Annotated in this window: 17 protein-coding genes; 6 read left to right on the forward strand and 11 right to left on the reverse strand. The window is 46.7% G+C overall.

Annotated elements, in window-relative coordinates:
* The first annotated feature begins 158 nt into the window (after positions 1–158).
* Positions 159–368 (forward strand): hypothetical protein, encoded by a 210-nt coding sequence (locus J4N45_RS23465; protein ID WP_128650124.1) that lies wholly within the window; start codon positions 159–161, stop codon positions 366–368.
* A 45-nt stretch (positions 369–413) separates the two neighbouring features.
* Here J4N45_RS23465 and J4N45_RS23470 read toward each other — a convergent pair whose 3' ends face one another.
* Together J4N45_RS23470 and J4N45_RS23475 are read right to left on the reverse strand one after the other, a co-directional pair.
* Complete coding sequence (locus tag J4N45_RS23470; RefSeq protein WP_252014791.1) at positions 414–1,355, reverse strand: electron transfer flavoprotein subunit alpha/FixB family protein; 942 nt, start codon at positions 1,353–1,355, stop codon at positions 414–416.
* A gap of 10 nt (positions 1,356–1,365) precedes the next feature.
* Positions 1,366–2,115, reverse strand: a complete 750-nt coding sequence (locus J4N45_RS23475; protein WP_252014792.1) for an electron transfer flavoprotein subunit beta/FixA family protein — start codon at positions 2,113–2,115, stop codon at positions 1,366–1,368.
* A 137-nt stretch (positions 2,116–2,252) separates the two neighbouring features.
* On the opposite strand from J4N45_RS23475, the gene J4N45_RS23480 reads away from it, so the two are divergent.
* Positions 2,253–3,920, forward strand: a complete 1,668-nt coding sequence (locus tag J4N45_RS23480) for an electron transfer flavoprotein-ubiquinone oxidoreductase (protein ID WP_252014793.1) — start codon at positions 2,253–2,255, stop codon at positions 3,918–3,920.
* A 350-nt stretch (positions 3,921–4,270) separates the two neighbouring features.
* Here the strand turns inward: J4N45_RS23480 and J4N45_RS23485 are convergent, their stop codons facing one another.
* Complete coding sequence (locus tag J4N45_RS23485) at positions 4,271–5,464, reverse strand: C45 family autoproteolytic acyltransferase/hydrolase (RefSeq protein ID WP_252014794.1); 1,194 nt, start codon at positions 5,462–5,464, stop codon at positions 4,271–4,273.
* A 136-nt stretch (positions 5,465–5,600) separates the two neighbouring features.
* On the opposite strand from J4N45_RS23485, the gene J4N45_RS23490 reads away from it, so the two are divergent.
* The 3 genes from J4N45_RS23490 to J4N45_RS23500 all read left to right on the forward strand — a co-directional run bounded on the left by J4N45_RS23490 (position 5,601) and on the right by J4N45_RS23500 (position 6,988).
* Positions 5,601–6,014, forward strand: a complete 414-nt coding sequence (locus tag J4N45_RS23490) for a helix-turn-helix domain-containing protein (RefSeq protein WP_252014795.1) — start codon at positions 5,601–5,603, stop codon at positions 6,012–6,014.
* 133 nt (positions 6,015–6,147) lie between these two features.
* The gene (locus tag J4N45_RS23495; RefSeq protein ID WP_252014796.1) at positions 6,148–6,510 is read left to right on the forward strand and encodes a hypothetical protein; all 363 of its coding nucleotides are present in this window, start codon (positions 6,148–6,150) and stop codon (positions 6,508–6,510) included.
* Positions 6,511–6,538: 28 nt separating this feature from the next.
* A complete protein-coding gene (locus tag J4N45_RS23500; RefSeq protein WP_252014797.1) occupies positions 6,539–6,988 on the forward strand; it encodes a hypothetical protein in 450 nt (149 codons plus the stop codon).
* 29 nt (positions 6,989–7,017) lie between these two features.
* Here the strand turns inward: J4N45_RS23500 and J4N45_RS23505 are convergent, their stop codons facing one another.
* The 8 genes from J4N45_RS23505 to J4N45_RS23540 form a co-directional block, all read right to left on the reverse strand.
* Positions 7,018–7,653 (reverse strand): hypothetical protein, encoded by a 636-nt coding sequence (locus J4N45_RS23505; protein WP_252014798.1) that lies wholly within the window; start codon positions 7,651–7,653, stop codon positions 7,018–7,020.
* Between the two features lie 211 nt (positions 7,654–7,864).
* On the reverse strand, positions 7,865–8,623 hold the full coding sequence (locus tag J4N45_RS23510) for an SDR family oxidoreductase (protein WP_252014799.1): 759 nt from the start codon (positions 8,621–8,623) through the stop codon (positions 7,865–7,867).
* A 13-nt stretch (positions 8,624–8,636) separates the two neighbouring features.
* Positions 8,637–9,551 (reverse strand): 3-hydroxyisobutyrate dehydrogenase, encoded by a 915-nt coding sequence (gene mmsB, locus J4N45_RS23515; RefSeq protein ID WP_252014800.1) that lies wholly within the window; start codon positions 9,549–9,551, stop codon positions 8,637–8,639.
* A 33-nt stretch (positions 9,552–9,584) separates the two neighbouring features.
* Positions 9,585–10,709: an enoyl-CoA hydratase/isomerase family protein gene (locus tag J4N45_RS23520; protein ID WP_252014801.1), complete on the reverse strand. Its 1,125-nt coding sequence runs from the start codon at positions 10,707–10,709 to the stop codon at positions 9,585–9,587.
* An 8-nt stretch (positions 10,710–10,717) separates the two neighbouring features.
* Positions 10,718–11,500: an enoyl-CoA hydratase gene (locus J4N45_RS23525; RefSeq protein WP_252014802.1), complete on the reverse strand. Its 783-nt coding sequence runs from the start codon at positions 11,498–11,500 to the stop codon at positions 10,718–10,720.
* 37 nt (positions 11,501–11,537) lie between these two features.
* The gene (locus J4N45_RS23530; RefSeq protein ID WP_252017233.1) at positions 11,538–12,692 is read right to left on the reverse strand and encodes an acyl-CoA dehydrogenase family protein; all 1,155 of its coding nucleotides are present in this window, start codon (positions 12,690–12,692) and stop codon (positions 11,538–11,540) included.
* A gap of 34 nt (positions 12,693–12,726) precedes the next feature.
* Positions 12,727–14,220, reverse strand: coding sequence for a CoA-acylating methylmalonate-semialdehyde dehydrogenase (locus J4N45_RS23535; RefSeq protein WP_252014803.1), 1,494 nt, complete (start codon positions 14,218–14,220; stop codon positions 12,727–12,729).
* A gap of 22 nt (positions 14,221–14,242) precedes the next feature.
* Positions 14,243–15,448, reverse strand: a complete 1,206-nt coding sequence (locus J4N45_RS23540) for an acetyl-CoA C-acyltransferase (protein WP_252014804.1) — start codon at positions 15,446–15,448, stop codon at positions 14,243–14,245.
* Positions 15,449–15,626: 178 nt separating this feature from the next.
* On the opposite strand from J4N45_RS23540, the gene J4N45_RS23545 reads away from it, so the two are divergent.
* Complete coding sequence (locus J4N45_RS23545) at positions 15,627–15,995, forward strand: MerR family transcriptional regulator (protein WP_252014805.1); 369 nt, start codon at positions 15,627–15,629, stop codon at positions 15,993–15,995.
* Positions 15,996–15,999: the final 4 nt, after the last annotated feature.

Genomic DNA, 15,999 nt, shown 5'->3' on the forward strand with positions numbered 1-15,999 from the left:
GTTGCAGTTCATCGACGCCTACAGCAAGTATCAATAACTTAAAGTTATTAGATCATCACGAAACCAAAGCAATCCCTATGATATAGTCACGACCGTTGCAGTAGTCGGGACGCTAGTTCTGATTCAATAATTTTAATATAGGTAGGAAGCCGTTTGTTTTGAATAGAGAATCCAAGCTACTTGTAGTCGCAATCGCGATTGCCCTTCTCAATATCGTATCGCATCTTTTGTTATCGAAGTTTTTCACTGAGTACTCTTGGGTCGAAATGTCTTTGGCTTCAATTCCGTTTATCATGATGTTGATGTGTGTGTTTGCGGTGCGCTACGCGGCGAGGACTCTGAAGGAAAGCGATAAAGACGAAGGCTAAGGTCGTAGCCTTAGCCTGTATTCAGTCATTGAGCTATGCACTGCTTTATGGAACTTTATCTATCAGTTCAGGCATAATTTCGAACAAATCTCCGACTAAACCATAATCTGCCACCTCAAAGATTGGGGCATCTGGGTCACTGTTGATCGCCACGATGACCTTTGAGTCTTTCATCCCTGCCATATGCTGTATCGCGCCGGAGATTCCAATCGCAATGTAAAGATCTGGGGCCACTATCTTCCCGGTTTGACCGACTTGTAGATCATTAGACACATACCCTGCGTCCACCGCGGCTCTCGATGCGCCTATTGCACCGCCGAGTTTATCTGCAAGCCTCTCTACTAAGGCGAAATTCTCTTTACTCGCTAGGCCTCGTCCACCTGAAATTACAACGTTTGCACTCGACAAATCGGGTCTTTCGCTCACCGTTTGTTCGATACCAATAAACTCACTAATCGAATTTGCTGTCTCTGTCGCATCGAGATTAACGACAGGAGCCGAATCTTCACTCAGCGCACATGCTTGAAACGCAGACCCGCGAACGGTCAACACGATTTTACTATCGTTGGACTGCACCTTCGCGAGCGCATTACCGGCATAGATTGGACGAATGAATGTATTTGCTGACTCAATACTGATCACGTCAGATACCTGCCCGACGTCTAACAGCGCGGCAACTCTTGGCAGCAAGTTTTTACCGAAGGTCGTGGCAGCCGCCAACACATGGCTATGGTCTTTCGCTAAACCAAAGACAGCTGGTGTTAACGTTTCTGCTAGTGGATTTTGGTATCTTTCATCGTCTATTTGATAAATCTGAGTTACTCCGGCAGCGCCACTCAGTGTATCGGTAACACTCGAACATTGATGCCCAATGACCAATACTGAGACGGCTCCACCTAACTGTGATGCGGCATTTAATGCCTTCAGCGTATCTGAAGCAATGTTGTTATTGTCATGCTCGGCAATGACCAAAACTCGCGTATCCATAAGACTCTCCCTAAAGCACATTGGCGTCGTTTTTAAGCTTATCCACCAGCTCATCGACCGTGGCAACCATCACCCCTGCGCTTCTAGCAACTGGCGGAGTAACTTCCAGTATTGTTTGATGGCTAATCACATCGACATTGAGGTCTTCGAACTTGATAAGGTCCATCGGCTTTTTCTTAGCTTTCATAATATTAGGAAGTGACGCGTAACGAGGCTCATTTAACCTAAGGTCAGTACTGATGATCGCTGGCATTTCTAGGCGATTGGTCTCTAACCCACCATCCACTTCCCTGGTTACAGTTACGTGTGTATCTGAAGCGACAAGCTTTGATGCGAAAGTACCTTGAGGACGGTCGGTTATTGCAGACAACATCTGAGCGACCTGATTGTTATCGGTATCGATGGACTGTTTTCCGAGTAAAACTAATTTAGGCTCTTCTCGTTCCATGATTTGTTTTAGTACTTTGGCAACCGACAACGGCTCTAGCTCTTCTATCGCTTCAATATGGATTGCTCGGTCCGCTCCGAGTGCCAGCGCGCCGCGCAACGTCTCCTGCACGCTAGTATCACCAATTGAGACCACTATAACCTCCTCGGCAACACCAGCTTCCTTTAATCGAATCGCCTCCTCCACCGCAATTTCACAAAACGGGTTCATCGACATCTTCATATTACTTGTCTCAACCCCGGTTCCATCGCTTTTTACACGGATCTTCGCATAAGGGTCTATTACACGCTTTATCGCCACTAATACCTTCATGTTCACTCCCTAATTCGACGTTCAACGGCTCGGATTGACCATAAACTGAGCTTAGTAAAGTTTACGTTTACGTCAACTGCACTATATTTATACGTAGGCATTTTCAAATCCGATGTTTGGCAACAAAGGTGTACATAATGGAAAGAGAATCAATGGAGTTTGATGTCGTGGTTGTCGGTGCAGGTCCAGCTGGCCTCTCGGCAGCCATTCGACTAGCTCAGCTTTCTCATGATCAAAACCAAACACTTTCCGTGTGCGTGATTGAGAAAGGGTCGGAGGTTGGCGCACATATTCTTTCTGGTGCCCTATTCGAAACCAGAGCTTTAGATGAACTGCTACCAGACTGGCGAGAGATGAATGCTCCCATAGCCAATCCTGTTAGTGACGACGAGTTTATTTATCTAACAACACATTTAAATCATCTTAAAGTTCCTAGCGCAATGGTGCCCTGTACTTTAAAAAACTCATCAGATAATCACGCGATAAGCCTAGGCAAACTCTGCAGCTGGCTTGCACAGCAGGCAGAGCAGTTGGGCGTTGAGATCTTTCCTGGCTTTGCCGCGAGTAAAGTGTTGTATGACTCTGAGCAACGCGTTATCGGGGTGCAAACCACGGATATGGGAGTCGATAAGCAAGGAGAGAAGAAGCCAACATTCGAGCCCGGTATCAACTTATTAGCCAAGTACACGGTCTTTGCAGAAGGATCGCGAGGACATCTGGGTAAGTCGCTCATCAACAAGTTCTCGTTGGACAAAGATAAACAGCCACAACACTATGCACTCGGCTTTAAAGAACTTTGGCAATTACCTGACGATCATCCCCACTACTCAAAAGGCAAAGTGCTACACGGAGTTGGGTGGCCATTATCCGAAAGCGGTACCACAGGTGGCAGCTTTCTATACCATCTTGAATCAAACCAAGTTGCGGTAGGTTTGATCGTGGACCTCAACTACTCCAATCCTCACCTGAATCCCTTTGAGGAGTTTCAACGCTTCAAACACCACCGTGCCATAGCCAAATATTTGCAAGGTGGAGAACGCTTGTGTTTTGGGGCTCGCGCTATTACCAAAGGTGGAATACGTTCACTGCCTAAACAACAATTCCCGGGAGGATTATTGATTGGTTGTGATGCTGGCACATTAAATATGGGGAAGATCAAAGGTAGCCATACTGCAATGAAATCAGGAATGATTGCGGCTGAGGCGATCTTTGAACAAATGTCGGCCAGACTGGTTCATCAAGAAGCAGACTATCAAAAACGGTTTGAAAGCTCGTGGTTATATAAAGAACTGGCATCGACGAGAAACTTTGGCGCTAACCTGCACAAGTTTGGAGAGCCGTTGGGCGGGCTACTTAATGTAATTGAACAAAATTGGTGGTCTCGACTCTTCAAGGCTTCTATCCCCTGGAAAGTGACTGATAATATTGAGGACCATATGATGCTCAAAACGAAAGACAGTACAACGCCCATAAACTATCAGAAACCAGATGGTGTTTTGAGTTTTGATAGACCCTCTTCATTGTTTTTATCTGGCACACAGCATGAAGAAAACCAACCCTGTCATTTACACCTTACTGATCCTACTTTGGTATTGGATACACATATCCCCCTCTACAATGAGCCGAGTCAACGCTACTGCCCTGCTGGTGTCTATGAAATCGTTGATATTGAGGGCAAACGTAAACTGCAAATAAACGCAACCAACTGTTTGCATTGTAAAACCTGTGATATTAAAGACCCTTCTGCGAATATCGACTGGACGGCACCCGAAGGTGGTGGTGGACCGAGTTATAGAGGAATGTAGCGGTCAACATAAGGCAAACGTCCTTGTCCTATTATCTTTGCTTCTATCAACTAGTGAGGGCTAATCTTAGCTCTCATGCCGAATAGTATGCTCAGCACTCCAGATTAAATGCCTTAGCTCTATCTCATCTTGCTTTCGACGTTTGGCATCTCCGCATTCTTTATCTGAGGCTGATCGCCCTCGACTTTCTAACTCTTGCACCACTTCTTCACTATAGCCATATGCCAGAGACTGACAAAGTTCATAATTGTCCTGATACTTTAATGGGGTATGATCACATCCTACGAGAGCAGTAAATAAAATCCCCAGCAAGTAGCGAAGTCTCATTAACTTAACCGTTAAGATGCCCATTATTTTTCAATACACACTTTCTGAAAGTCATTCCACTCTCCCACGCCTGGCGCTACTTCCATACATCCTGATTTTGTATCCATCACCGCTGTTAATGTCGTAATAAAATCAGAACCATACGCTGCGTGTTGGGCGATGGGTTTAGTATTCAGGACATATTTAGCGGCATCAACATTGCCCTCCGGCGTATTGTCGATGAACTGCTGTGCGAATTCTGCTCGCCACTCTGTATAGGCGGTAGCAACCGTGCGCTGCTTGCTTTTCTCTCCTAAACCAACGGATTCTGCGAAAGCTTGCATGACGCCAGGGCGCTCAGAGTGGTTTGCATGACCAACACCAGCAGGACGTTTAATTATGTAGTTCTCACCATCAAGCATCTCTACGCCAACGGTGTTACCAGTGCTATCAGCAAAGTTAAAGTGAGAAGCCACTACTGTGCGGTATTGGTCGAGGATCTTTTCCGCATCATCAACACTCTTAGCATTGCGCACGAGATAGTTTTGAAGTGCACCTAGCTCAATTGCGCTGTCTGCTTCTAGCCCAACACCTTTGGAATCCGTGCCTTGGAAGTTAATCACAACACCAATATCTTTACCCAGCGTCTGACCTGAACCATAGAAACCAGACGCCATTACCTGTACATAGTCATCCGCTTGCAATACCCAGTAGTTGCCTCCAGAAAGCGATGGCGTATCGTTTACCTGACCAACAACACCCGTACCACCGAAACTTACTGTTGTACATCCACTTAGCGCAGACTGGGCTGCCGACGCCAACGCAGCATCTAACTGCGATAGAGTGAACATGGTTTCCAGTGAAATGCCACCCACTTTGGCCAGCGCTTCAACGATTTCAAAATATTCGGGGTTTAGCTTTCGTGAGTTTTCTAACACCTTCATCGAGTTTTTCTCAAAATCGACCACATTGATCCCTGCTAGTTTATAGACGTACTGCGCTTCCTTGATACCACGTCGAACTTCTTCGCCTACCTGCTTTTCAAATAGCTCAGCGTAGTCTGCCGGCTTTACGCCGCGAATATCCACAATAGGTAGACTTTCTTGCTGCACAAATGCTTGCGGAGCATAGTAAGGCTGGTTGACATCCAGACCTAGAGCTGGCTCAAGAGAAATCGCCTGAGCTGCGCCCGATAATGCAAGTGCAGTAGCAAGGATTGCGCGTTTAGTCGTTAGCATGGTGTTTACCCTTAATCTATTTGGTTAATCAGTTGAGACCGTACTTGTCTCTGTGTCTGGCTATTAAATTATCATTTCAAATTTCCGAAATTCAGATACCATTAAGGGACTGATTCCAGAAAAACGGACAAACGCGATGGCAGAAATAGAAACGGAAGGATTCGAGTTTTTTGGCGTTGAAGAGACGGTATTTCGAAAAATGGTCATAGAGCGGATCGAAGCGCTCATGGTTCAAGAAGGGCTATCTAAAAACGGACTGGCTAAAAAGGCGGACATTGGTCGTTCTGCTCTTTATGAGAAAATGGATCGAGAAGCGAAGAGCCACTTCACCATTTTGGACTTTTTCCGAATTGCAAAAGCGCTCGACGTAAGCTTACTGCAATTGTTTCCGATGACTCAGTTAGAACGATTATATGGTGGTCAGTTGCCGCTTTCTGCCAGTACGCTAAAGTTCCTCGATCTCATGTTAGCGGCCCCGAAAGAGGACATCGAGTTTCTCTCTAACTTCTACGCGTCTTTGAAAAAACGCGATGGTGACAGCGAAGGCTAACACCCCAAATGCGCATCCATAATTCGTATAATGCGCCCCAATCATTTCCGAATAATGGAAATGCCCTCTAGTAATCTAAGTCTCAATCACACACAACGTGCTTACTTTGAGCTAAAGATTACCGGAGGTAGCCATGAAAGCCATCCATAGAGTTTTTCTAACCCCTTTACTAACACTTGCCCTGTGCTCTACAGCATTGGCTGCTAAATCACCAGAGGCTACATCTAGAACCAATCAAACAGAACAATATGCGATGGTCATCGCCTCAGGGAAATTGCTCAGCCTTACCCAATGGAAAGTTGAAGTCGACTTTGGGCAAGAATTGGAGATAGGGATTAGGAACAAAGATTTATTGAGAGATGAAAGCGGTAAAACTCTGACTTTTAACTCTCCAATGGACGCTCTGAACTATATGAACGTTCTAGGATGGACCCTGGTCTCTGCTACTACGTCCGACAATCGATTTACCGCCATTATTAAACGATCAGCGGAATAACCACGAGTTAACTAATATAGGAGTGGTTATGCGAAGAACTAACGATATTGCTGTGCGCATGGATTATGAGGTTGCCGAGACTGATACTCAGTGTCCACAACCTCTGTGCAAGAAAGCAGCTCAAAGCTATCTAAGCGAGCTTAAACATAGTTTGGGTAGTACGGATGCTGCTAGCCCGATCGGTGAGAAGATATTGGTCTTAGCCTGTTTGGCGTTAGTGCATAGCCAAACATTTGTCGACTATAGACTGCCGCTTAAAAGAGCACTTAAGGGACAGCCCTTAGTCACAGAACCTGATTGGTCGCTTGACTATGACAAAAGGATAAAACTGATCCAAATACTTCATCTATTGACCAATATGGTTCAGAGAAAACACCTGAGTAAAAGTACCATTATTGCAGAAGCTTATTGTGCTGCCCTTGAGCTATTTGAAGACATTGGGTGCGGTATGCAAAAGGAAAGCCCCAGCGGTTGCTGAGGCTTTTCGGTATATAAGCTAATAGCGCATTATTGAGCTTTCAAAGCAAACTCATCCAAACGTACTTCAGTCTGCTTACCGATATCTCCATCCATATTGATACCCGATGTGTCGGTGATACGCATTCTGGTATAAATAACGGCGCTGGTGTTATCACCAGAGTTAAACGAAAGTGACGCTTGGCGGAATGACTTCTTCACTGCACCTTTAGGGCTATCAGAAAGATCTTTAACATGAATTGATTTCTCTTTCAGTGTCTTTCCGTTTGCACCGAGTACACCAGCAAGTAGTTGACTTGGCGAATTCTCACCCTTCTTGTCGTTGTAGTAGAACGAAAGTGTATAGTCAGTATTTGGTTTTAGACCCGCGACTTCTTGACTCACACCCGGTGTTGCGGAGAAGTCATCGGTAGCATTTCTAAAACGAATGCGCACTGAGCCTTCATCATCAAAAGCCGTGTCTTTTGAGCTACCAACATCGCCTTTTCCGTTCTTGTTATCCGCTTCTTTACGCCAAAAATCACTCTTACCTTTGTTGCTTCTAAACTCAGTAAACTGAGGATCTTGTAACAGCTCATTTGAAGAAGAGGTAATCACCTGAGTAGATGCTTGTGCAGCGCCCGCCATTAGGCTCGCAACCGCTAATCCAAGTAGGATTTTTTTCATTTTAGATGTCCTTGTTATCGTTGTAGGGTCTCCAGATGGATAACAAACATCCTACAATCCTATTGTATTATTTAATGTGATTGAGCAAGCAATTTTGGACGATGATATAAGTGCAACAAACATATCATCATAAAAACAAAGGCTTATAAAAACAAAGACCCCTACCTTTTCAGGTAGAGGTCAAACGACTCATAACACTGAAGATAAATAATTAGATAACGAGCCCACCGTCTACCTCAATCACGCGGCCATTCACATATTCGTTTTCAAGAATATAACGAACGGTATGGGCGATTTCTGACGGATCAGCCATTCGACGCACTGGCACCATATTCTCTAGGCGCTCACGCGCTTCTGGCTTCATGGAAGCAGTCATCGACGTTTCTACAACACCCGGTGCAATCGCTACCGAACGGATACCGTAACGAGCCAGCTCTTTACCCCATACTGATGACATGGTCGCAACCGCTGCCTTAGAAGCTGCGTAGTTGGTTTGCCCCATATTACCCGCTCGTGAGACGCTAGAGATATTGATGATGACACCGCGAGAATCTGACTCAATCATCTTCACTGCAGCCTCACGACCGCACAGAAAAGTACCGGTAAGGTTGACATTAATGACCGCATTGAAGTCACCGAGAGACATCTTAGTGATTTCGCCCCCTCTTGCTTTAACGAGCATGCCATCACGGAGAATTCCGGCATTGTTGACGAGACCGTTAAGAGCACCATATTCAGTGACAATGTCACTAAATACCTGCTCCACTTGCTCCTCATTGGTGACATCGACTTGATAAGTTTGCGCTTTTACCCCAAATGCCTCGCAGAGTTCTTTTGTCTCTGTTAAGGCGTCTTGATTGACATCGAGCAGTGCCAAGCTCGCTCCCTGCGAAGCTAGGCTTGTCGCCATAGTTTGACCTAATCCTTGTCCTGCACCAGTAATAGCGATAACGCTCTGTTCAAGTTCCATTTACTTCTCCCTTCTACTGCTTATTGCTAAAAAACTCAAAAAGACTTGAGAAATCTAACTCCGCATTTCCGTTTCGGTTATGGAGTGCGTAGAGACTGTGAGCTAACGCTCCCATGGGCACTGAAGATTGACTCAATTTCGCCGCATCTAACCCAAGCCCCAAATCCTTTGACATCAACTTACACATAAATCCGGGAGTATATTGGTGGCTCGCTGGCGCGTGCTCCAAAACTCCCGGACAAGGGTTATATAGTTCTAAAACCCAGTTTCTTCCAGAACTCTGTAGCATAATATTTGATAACACCTCAGGATTGAGATCGTTATCCACACCAAGATTAAGGGCTTCACATGTCGCTGCCATGACAGAACCCAATAATAAGTTGTTGCATATCTTTGCCATTTGACCGTCGCCCGCTTTCCCAGCGTGAACCACGTTTTTCCCCATATGAGACAAAATGGCTTTCGCCTTACTAAAAGCAGAGTCCGTTCCGCCAACAATGAAGGTCAGCGTGCCAGCCGTGGCACCTGCAACACCTCCAGAAACAGGCGCGTCGACAAACTCGATGCCTTTTTCAGAGGCAACGCTAGCGACCGCTCTCGCCGTATCCGGGTCAATCGTCGAGCAATCAATCAAGAACGTGTCGTCTGAGATGAGCTCAAGCACCCCCTCATCAGATTCGGTACCAAGGAACACTGTTTTAACATGCTCACCTGCAGGTAACATGGTTACGACGATATTGGCACTCTCTACGGTATCTCTTAGGCTTGAACACCCTACCGCACCCTCTTGCTTCAACGCTTCAATCAGCGCTGGCACACGGTCAAAAACACGAACGGCAAAACCAGCTTTAAGCAGGTTACTTGCCATAGGAGTTCCCATATTTCCAAGCCCGACAAAAGCAATCGTGGTGTTAGCTTGCTCGTTCATAATTACCTCCTTATTTATTCCACCGTAGTTGACTCAATAGTGTCCAAGTTTGGCGAGAGGATGCTCTTCATCGCGCCATAATGAGGTGAATAGCTCATCAATGACGCTTCTATCCACCAGGCTGACATGTTGATATTTCCAGTTCGGCATACCATCCTTATCAACTAAACGAGCGCGCACACCTTCCTGAAACTCACCAAGAAGAACACTTCTAAGTCCGAGGATTAGTTCGAGTCGGAAGCAGTCGGCCAAAGATAAGTGACTGTATTTCTTGATTTGTCTAAAACAGATGTGTGCCGTAATGGCGCTACCGTCCATAAGGTTTTGCTTAGCCACCTCCATCCACTTTTCGTGACAAGGTAACGCTATGATGTTGGCGTACACATCGGTGAGGTTATCTGAGTCGCATGCTAACGATATCTCAGGAAGTAGTGGTTTAAGGTGCGCTTCAGGCTTAGCGATATTCGCCTTGTCGGATAACTCGGTAAGGATTTCGGTGATGTAGTCATAGCTGTCTTCAATGCTATCCCACTCAGCGCTTTGAAGTTGACTTACCAATTTTTGTTTATCAGAAGGCGCGTTTAGGTGGTCAGCGAGATGGATATCTAACGCATCGGTGGCATTCATCATAACGCCTGTTAGTCCAAGAAAGAGCCCAATGTTGTCTTCTAGTTGATTTAAAAAATAGGTGGCGCCCACATCGGGAAAGAGACCGATATTAATCTCTGGCATCGCGAGTCGAGAGTCTGGCGTTACCACCTTATGGCTCGCACCCATAAACAGCCCCATTCCACCACCCATGACAATACCTTCTCCCCATGCAATGATAGGTTTGCAATAAGTGTGGATTAGGTAATCGCACTCGTATTCGGTCGCAAAAAACTGCTCGCCATAGGCTTTTGCATCGTCTAAAGGACCCTGTTTCATCTTGTCATGCAGAGCACGTACATCGCCACCAGCACAAAAGGCCTTATCGCCTGAGCCATCCAATAGAACGCAAAGTACGTTGTCATCCTCATGCCACACCTCTAACTGCTGCTCCAACAGCACTAACATGTCGAAGGTCAGTGCGTTGAGTGCTTTCGGATTATTGAGTGTAGCAATACCAATCACATTGCCATTGTCACAGCTAACTTCCTGGAACTGGACTGGTGCCATAAAACCTCCTAACGATTCTTCCATTGAGGTGGACGTTTCTCTAGAAATGCATTCACGCCCTCTGTTTGATCCTGGGTATCGAATAATTGAATAAATAACTCGCGCTCTTTAACTAAACCGTGCGATATAAAATGACCTCGGTTGCTTTGAATAAGCGCTTTACATGCTGCTACCGATGAAGGCGACTGATTAGCGACTTGTTTAGCAAGCTTACTCGCAGCTGCTAAGGCTTGCCCCTTATCTACCACCTCCTCAACCAGCTTAATTTGCAATGCCTGCTGGGCTGAAACTTGCTCACCACACAAGATTATCCGTTTTGCCCAGCCCTCACCGACTAACGCCGTGAGATTTTGAGTACCACCAGCACAAGGCAATAATCCCACTTTCGCTTCAGGCAAGGCTAGCACAGCATGTGACTCAGCAATACGAATGTCACAAGCTAACGCGACTTCTAAGCCACCTCCCATAGCGTAGCCATTGATGGCAGCGATCGACACTCCACGAAACTGTGATAAGGCTTCGAACGCTTCACCAAAAGCGCGTGACATCAAACAAGCACTCTCTTTATCACCACCAGCAAATACGTTTAGATCTGCGCCAGCAGAAAAGAACTTCTCTCCTTGCCCAGTGATGACTAAAGCATAGACCTCTCTATTGGCGTTCAGCTCATTGATTAAGCTTTTTAGGTCGTTGAGGCTTTCCGCCGTCCAGGTGTTCGCTGGCGGGTTGCTGATCGTGATCGTTGCAACGTGATCCTGAATTTGATGAGGAATCAATGATGACTCAGACATGAGGCGTTCTCCTTATCCGCTCATTTTTAAGGTGGCTCTATTCGATCGGGTAACTGCTATTTAGCAATCGCCTTGCAATGATAAGGCGCATGATTTCGTTGGTCCCCTCAAGGATCTGATGAACACGAACATCGCGGAAGTGACGCTCTAACGAATATTCCTTGATGTAGCCATATCCACCAAAAAGCTGAAGTACACCGTCACATACCTTAAAACCAACGTCGGTCGCGTAGCGTTTCGCCATCGCGCAATATGTCGTGGCATCTGCATGCCCAGCGTCGAGCTTGAACGCTGCCAAACGTACCATTTGCCTCGCGGCGACCAACTCAGTAGCTAGATCGGCCAACTTAAATTGCAATGCTTGAAAGCTCGCTAAAGGTTGACCGAATTGCTTTCTTTCTTGAAGATATTGAGTCGCCTGGTTTAGCGCGTGTTGGGCAGTCCCAACAGAACAAGTAGCGATATTTATGCGCCCACCATCCAACCCTTTCATGGCAAAAGTAAAGCCCTCACCTTCACGACCTAACAACTGATTAACTGGTACCTTAACGTTCTCAAAAGTAATAGCTCTTGTGGGTTGGCTATTCCAGCCCATCTTTGGCTCTTTACGGCCGAAGCTGATTCCTTCGGAATCTGCATCCAGTACAAATGCAGAAATCCCTTTTGCGCCGCTCTCTCCCGTTCTCGCCATGACCACCAACACTTCAGTATCTCCCGCACCAGAGATAAAGGTTTTGGCGCCATTGAGCACGTAATAGTCGCCCTCAAGACTCGCATTTGTAGTGAGTGACGCTGCATCGGAACCAGCATTAGGCTCGGTTAAACAGTATGAGCCGAGCCATTCTCCAGAGATAAGCTTAGGTACAAATCGCTGCCGAGCGGCATCGCCTGCAAAACTGGCGACCATCCACGTCACCATGTTGTGAATCGTCATGAAGGCCGTCGTCGATGTGCAGCCCGTACTTAACTGCTCAAAAACGATGGAGGCATCTAACCGACTTAACCCAAGCCCACCTTGCTCTTCCGGCGTGTAAAGACTAAGAAAACCAATATCACCCGCTTGCCTTAGAACGTCTTTGGGGAAGTGGCATTCTTCATCCCACTTTGCAGCATTTGGAAGTAGGCTTTCTGTTGCGAACTGACTCGCCGTGTCCGCGAAGGCTCTCTGGTCTTCGTTAAGTTCAAAATCCATCATTTACCCTCCATTTGCGAAGCTCACCCGTGTTTCAACGAAGCTGAATCGTTAAGTTGGGACCATCAGACACTTCTTCTTCAAACCATTTTGCGGTAATGGTTTTGGTCTCAGTGTAAAAACGAACGGCTTGTTTACCGTAGGCATGAAGATCGCCATAGAAGCTGCCTCGCCATCCTGTAAATGAGAAAAATGGTAGAGGAACCGGAATCGGAACATTGATCCCTACCTGACCCACGAGCACCTGATGTTGATATTTGCGTGCAGCTCCACCACTCGCTGTAAAGATGGACGTGCCATTGCCGTAAGGATTGGCGTTTACCAAAGCAATTGCCTCCTCCAAGCTATCCACCTCTACACACACCAATACTGGTCCGAATATCTCTTCTTTATAAATCGCCATCTCTGGTGTCACCCCTTTGAACAAGGTTGGAGAGACCCAGTTTCCGTTCGGATAACCTTTGACAGTACTGTTGGAACCATCTAGCAGGCACTCCGCTCCCTCTGACTTCCCTTTCTCAATAAGATCCAACACACGCTGTTTCGCTTGTTTACTGATAAGTGGTCCATAAGCGGCTGAGGCATCATTCCATGTGCCAGGGTGAATCACTTTCATTGCGTCACTGAGTTCGTCAATCCACTCATTTGAACTACCGACAAACACCGCGACAGAAATCGCCATGCAACGCTGCCCCGCCGCCCCCACCGACGAACCCACCAATTGGTTAATCACCTGCTCTTTATTTGCATCAGGCATGATCACCATATGGTTTTTCGCGCCCGCAAAGGCTTGTACTCGCTTGTGATTTGCCGTTCCCGTTTGATATATGTATTGAGCGGTGGGCACTGAACCAACAAATGAAACCGCGCAAATCTTTGGATGAGTGAGCAAGTAGTCAACTTGGGGCTTAGACCCTTGAATAACCTGCAAAATACCTCTTGGCGCGCCCGCTTGATGAAATAGCTCAGCGAGTTTCACTGCGGTGTAAGGGACCTGCTCTGAAGGCTTAAGAACAAAAGCATTGCCTGCTGCTATGGCAATCGGGAACATCCAAAGCGGTATCATGGCTGGAAAGTTAAACGGAGTAATACCACAGCACACACCAAGTGGCTGAATGAGCGAATAGCTATCTATATCTGTCGCCACATTCTCAACGGTTTCACCCATCATATTTGAGGCTATGTTTGCTGCTTGCTCTACCACCTCGATACCGCGCCACACATCGCCTTTGGCGTCTGCCAAGGTCTTGCCTGTTTCTTTAGAGAGGACGGCTGCAATATCGTCGTGGTGCTCTTTAAGTAAGTGCTGATAACGAAGCATTAAACGAGCACGATCTGACACCGCCACCTCACGCCACACGCTTTGAGCCAAAACGGCTTGCTCAATAGCGGCTTCCATCTCGTCCATCGGCGTCAGCGGCACCATTCCAATAACATCGTTGGTGCTCGGGTCAGTAACGTCAAGCCATTCTGTCGCACTAGAGACGATGGCTTGCCCATCAATAAAATTTCTAACGTTGCTGGTCATGAGTTAGTCCTCATAATGTCCGTTAACTATTCGGTACTTCGATGGCGACCGCGGTTGCCTCACCGCCACCAATACACAAGGTGGCAATTCCTTTAAGCGGTTTATCTGATTTGAGCGCTCTTTCTCTGAGCGCATGTATGAGCGTCACTAGAATTCGTGCGCCACTCGCACCTATTGGGTGCCCTAACGCACACGCGCCGCCCTTAACATTGACCTTTTCTGAGTCGAGTTCTAGCTGGTCAATTGCTATCTGAGTGACGACAGCAAAGGCTTCGTTGATCTCCCAAAGATCAACATCGTTTCGATTCCACTGGACCTGTTTAAGTAGCTTTTGAATGGCATCGAGGGGGGCTAATGTAAACTCTGAAGGTCTTCTAGCAGCTGTTACCTGTCCCTTAACAACAGCGAGCGGCGCGAGTCCCAAGTCTAGGCCTTTTGCTTTGCTTATCAGCACTAATGCCGCAGCCCCGTCCGAAATAGCACTGGAGTTTGCTGCTGTGATGGTACCGCTGCTATCAAAAGCGGGTTTTAGCGAGGGGATTTTACTGACTCGGATAGAACTGGGTAGCTCATCATTCGATATATAACTGTTGTTATCTAATTGGATCTTCGCAGTTTCTTGTGAAAACGAGGCATTTTCAATGGCACTTTTCGCTCTCATTGCTGAGCGTACCGCCCATTCATCCATTTGTTCACGGCTGAAGCCGAGCGCATCGGCAGTTCTCTGACCGTAAACGCCCATTAGCTCGCCTTCATAGGCATCTTGAAGCCCGTCTAGAAATATATGATCGTAAGTCGTTTTGTGCCCAATGCGCATGCCATTTCGCCCTTGCGGTAACAAGTATGGCGCATTGGTCATACTCTCCATCCCACCCGCTACCGCACACGCAGCTTCCCCTATCCGAATCTGAGTGGTCGCCATCATCACAGCTTTCATCCCCGACCCACACACCTTGTTAACGGTTGTGCAAGGCGTGTTGAGATTGAGATTGGCGTTCAGCGCAGCTTGTCTGGCCGGAGCTTGACCAACGCCTGCAGTCAGCACGCAGCCCATTACAACCTCATCAACGACGTCTACGTCTAGCCCAGATTCTTTCAACGCCGCGCTAATTGCGATGCCTCCTAAATCCGTCGCACTAAATGAAGCAAGCTCACCCTGAAATTTTCCCATCGGCGTTCGCTTCGCTGCAACTATCCAGACTTCGTTGTCTTCAACATGCTTATCCATCACCTTGCTTCCTCACCCACTTCATTGTTAATGATTAGCTTGACGTTTACGTAAGCATAGCACTAACATTTACGTAAACGTAAAGAAACAAGTTGCTAACTTGTCAATTTATCTTTACTCAATACAGCAGTGGTAGAGTGAAGACTGACCTGAGCCCAGTTAATCGGAGAGCAGTACCGTGGAAACCTATAAGATCAGTGAACTCGCAAAAGAATTTGATATTACGACAAGAAGCATTCGTTTTTATGAAGATGAAGGTCTGATCCAACCGGACCGAAGCGGCAGTATGCGTCTCTACAATCGACGCGACAAAATACGCCTTAAACTCATACTGCGAGGAAAACGCCTAGGTTTCTCACTCGCAGAGATCAGGGAATTGTTTGAGCTTTATGATACTCATCAAGAAGGTGACCAACTCACCAAAATGTTGAAGATCATTGACGAGAAAGAAGCCGTTCTCAAAAGACAGCTCGATGACATTAATACACTACTGGAAGACTTGACCGTTGCGCGAAAACGCTGCGAAGCCGCATTAGCAAAAGAGTAGAACG

Origin of the sequence: Vibrio sp. SCSIO 43140, from assembly GCF_023716585.1 — a bacterium.
GTDB lineage: Bacteria > Pseudomonadota > Gammaproteobacteria > Enterobacterales > Vibrionaceae > Vibrio > Vibrio maritimus_B.

What these genes read in the sequence shown, in the direction of transcription:
- J4N45_RS23470 (WP_252014791.1), bottom strand. Translation starts at nt 1,355, where the DNA reads ATGGATACGCGAGTTTTGGTCATTGCCGAGCATGACAATAACAACATT.
- J4N45_RS23475 (WP_252014792.1), bottom strand. Translation starts at nt 2,115, where the DNA reads ATGAAGGTATTAGTGGCGATAAAGCGTGTAATAGACCCTTATGCGAAG.
- J4N45_RS23480 (WP_252014793.1), top strand. Translation starts at nt 2,253, where the DNA reads ATGGAAAGAGAATCAATGGAGTTTGATGTCGTGGTTGTCGGTGCAGGT.
- J4N45_RS23485 (WP_252014794.1), bottom strand. Translation starts at nt 5,464, where the DNA reads ATGCTAACGACTAAACGCGCAATCCTTGCTACTGCACTTGCATTATCG.
- J4N45_RS23490 (WP_252014795.1), top strand. Translation starts at nt 5,601, where the DNA reads ATGGCAGAAATAGAAACGGAAGGATTCGAGTTTTTTGGCGTTGAAGAG.
- J4N45_RS23495 (WP_252014796.1), top strand. Translation starts at nt 6,148, where the DNA reads ATGAAAGCCATCCATAGAGTTTTTCTAACCCCTTTACTAACACTTGCC.
- J4N45_RS23500 (WP_252014797.1), top strand. Translation starts at nt 6,539, where the DNA reads ATGCGAAGAACTAACGATATTGCTGTGCGCATGGATTATGAGGTTGCC.
- J4N45_RS23505 (WP_252014798.1), bottom strand. Translation starts at nt 7,653, where the DNA reads ATGAAAAAAATCCTACTTGGATTAGCGGTTGCGAGCCTAATGGCGGGC.
- J4N45_RS23510 (WP_252014799.1), bottom strand. Translation starts at nt 8,623, where the DNA reads ATGGAACTTGAACAGAGCGTTATCGCTATTACTGGTGCAGGACAAGGA.
- mmsB (WP_252014800.1), bottom strand. Translation starts at nt 9,551, where the DNA reads ATGAACGAGCAAGCTAACACCACGATTGCTTTTGTCGGGCTTGGAAAT.
- J4N45_RS23520 (WP_252014801.1), bottom strand. Translation starts at nt 10,709, where the DNA reads ATGGCACCAGTCCAGTTCCAGGAAGTTAGCTGTGACAATGGCAATGTG.
- J4N45_RS23525 (WP_252014802.1), bottom strand. Translation starts at nt 11,500, where the DNA reads ATGTCTGAGTCATCATTGATTCCTCATCAAATTCAGGATCACGTTGCA.
- J4N45_RS23530 (WP_252017233.1), bottom strand. Translation starts at nt 12,692, where the DNA reads ATGGATTTTGAACTTAACGAAGACCAGAGAGCCTTCGCGGACACGGCG.
- J4N45_RS23535 (WP_252014803.1), bottom strand. Translation starts at nt 14,220, where the DNA reads ATGACCAGCAACGTTAGAAATTTTATTGATGGGCAAGCCATCGTCTCT.
- J4N45_RS23540 (WP_252014804.1), bottom strand. Translation starts at nt 15,448, where the DNA reads ATGGATAAGCATGTTGAAGACAACGAAGTCTGGATAGTTGCAGCGAAG.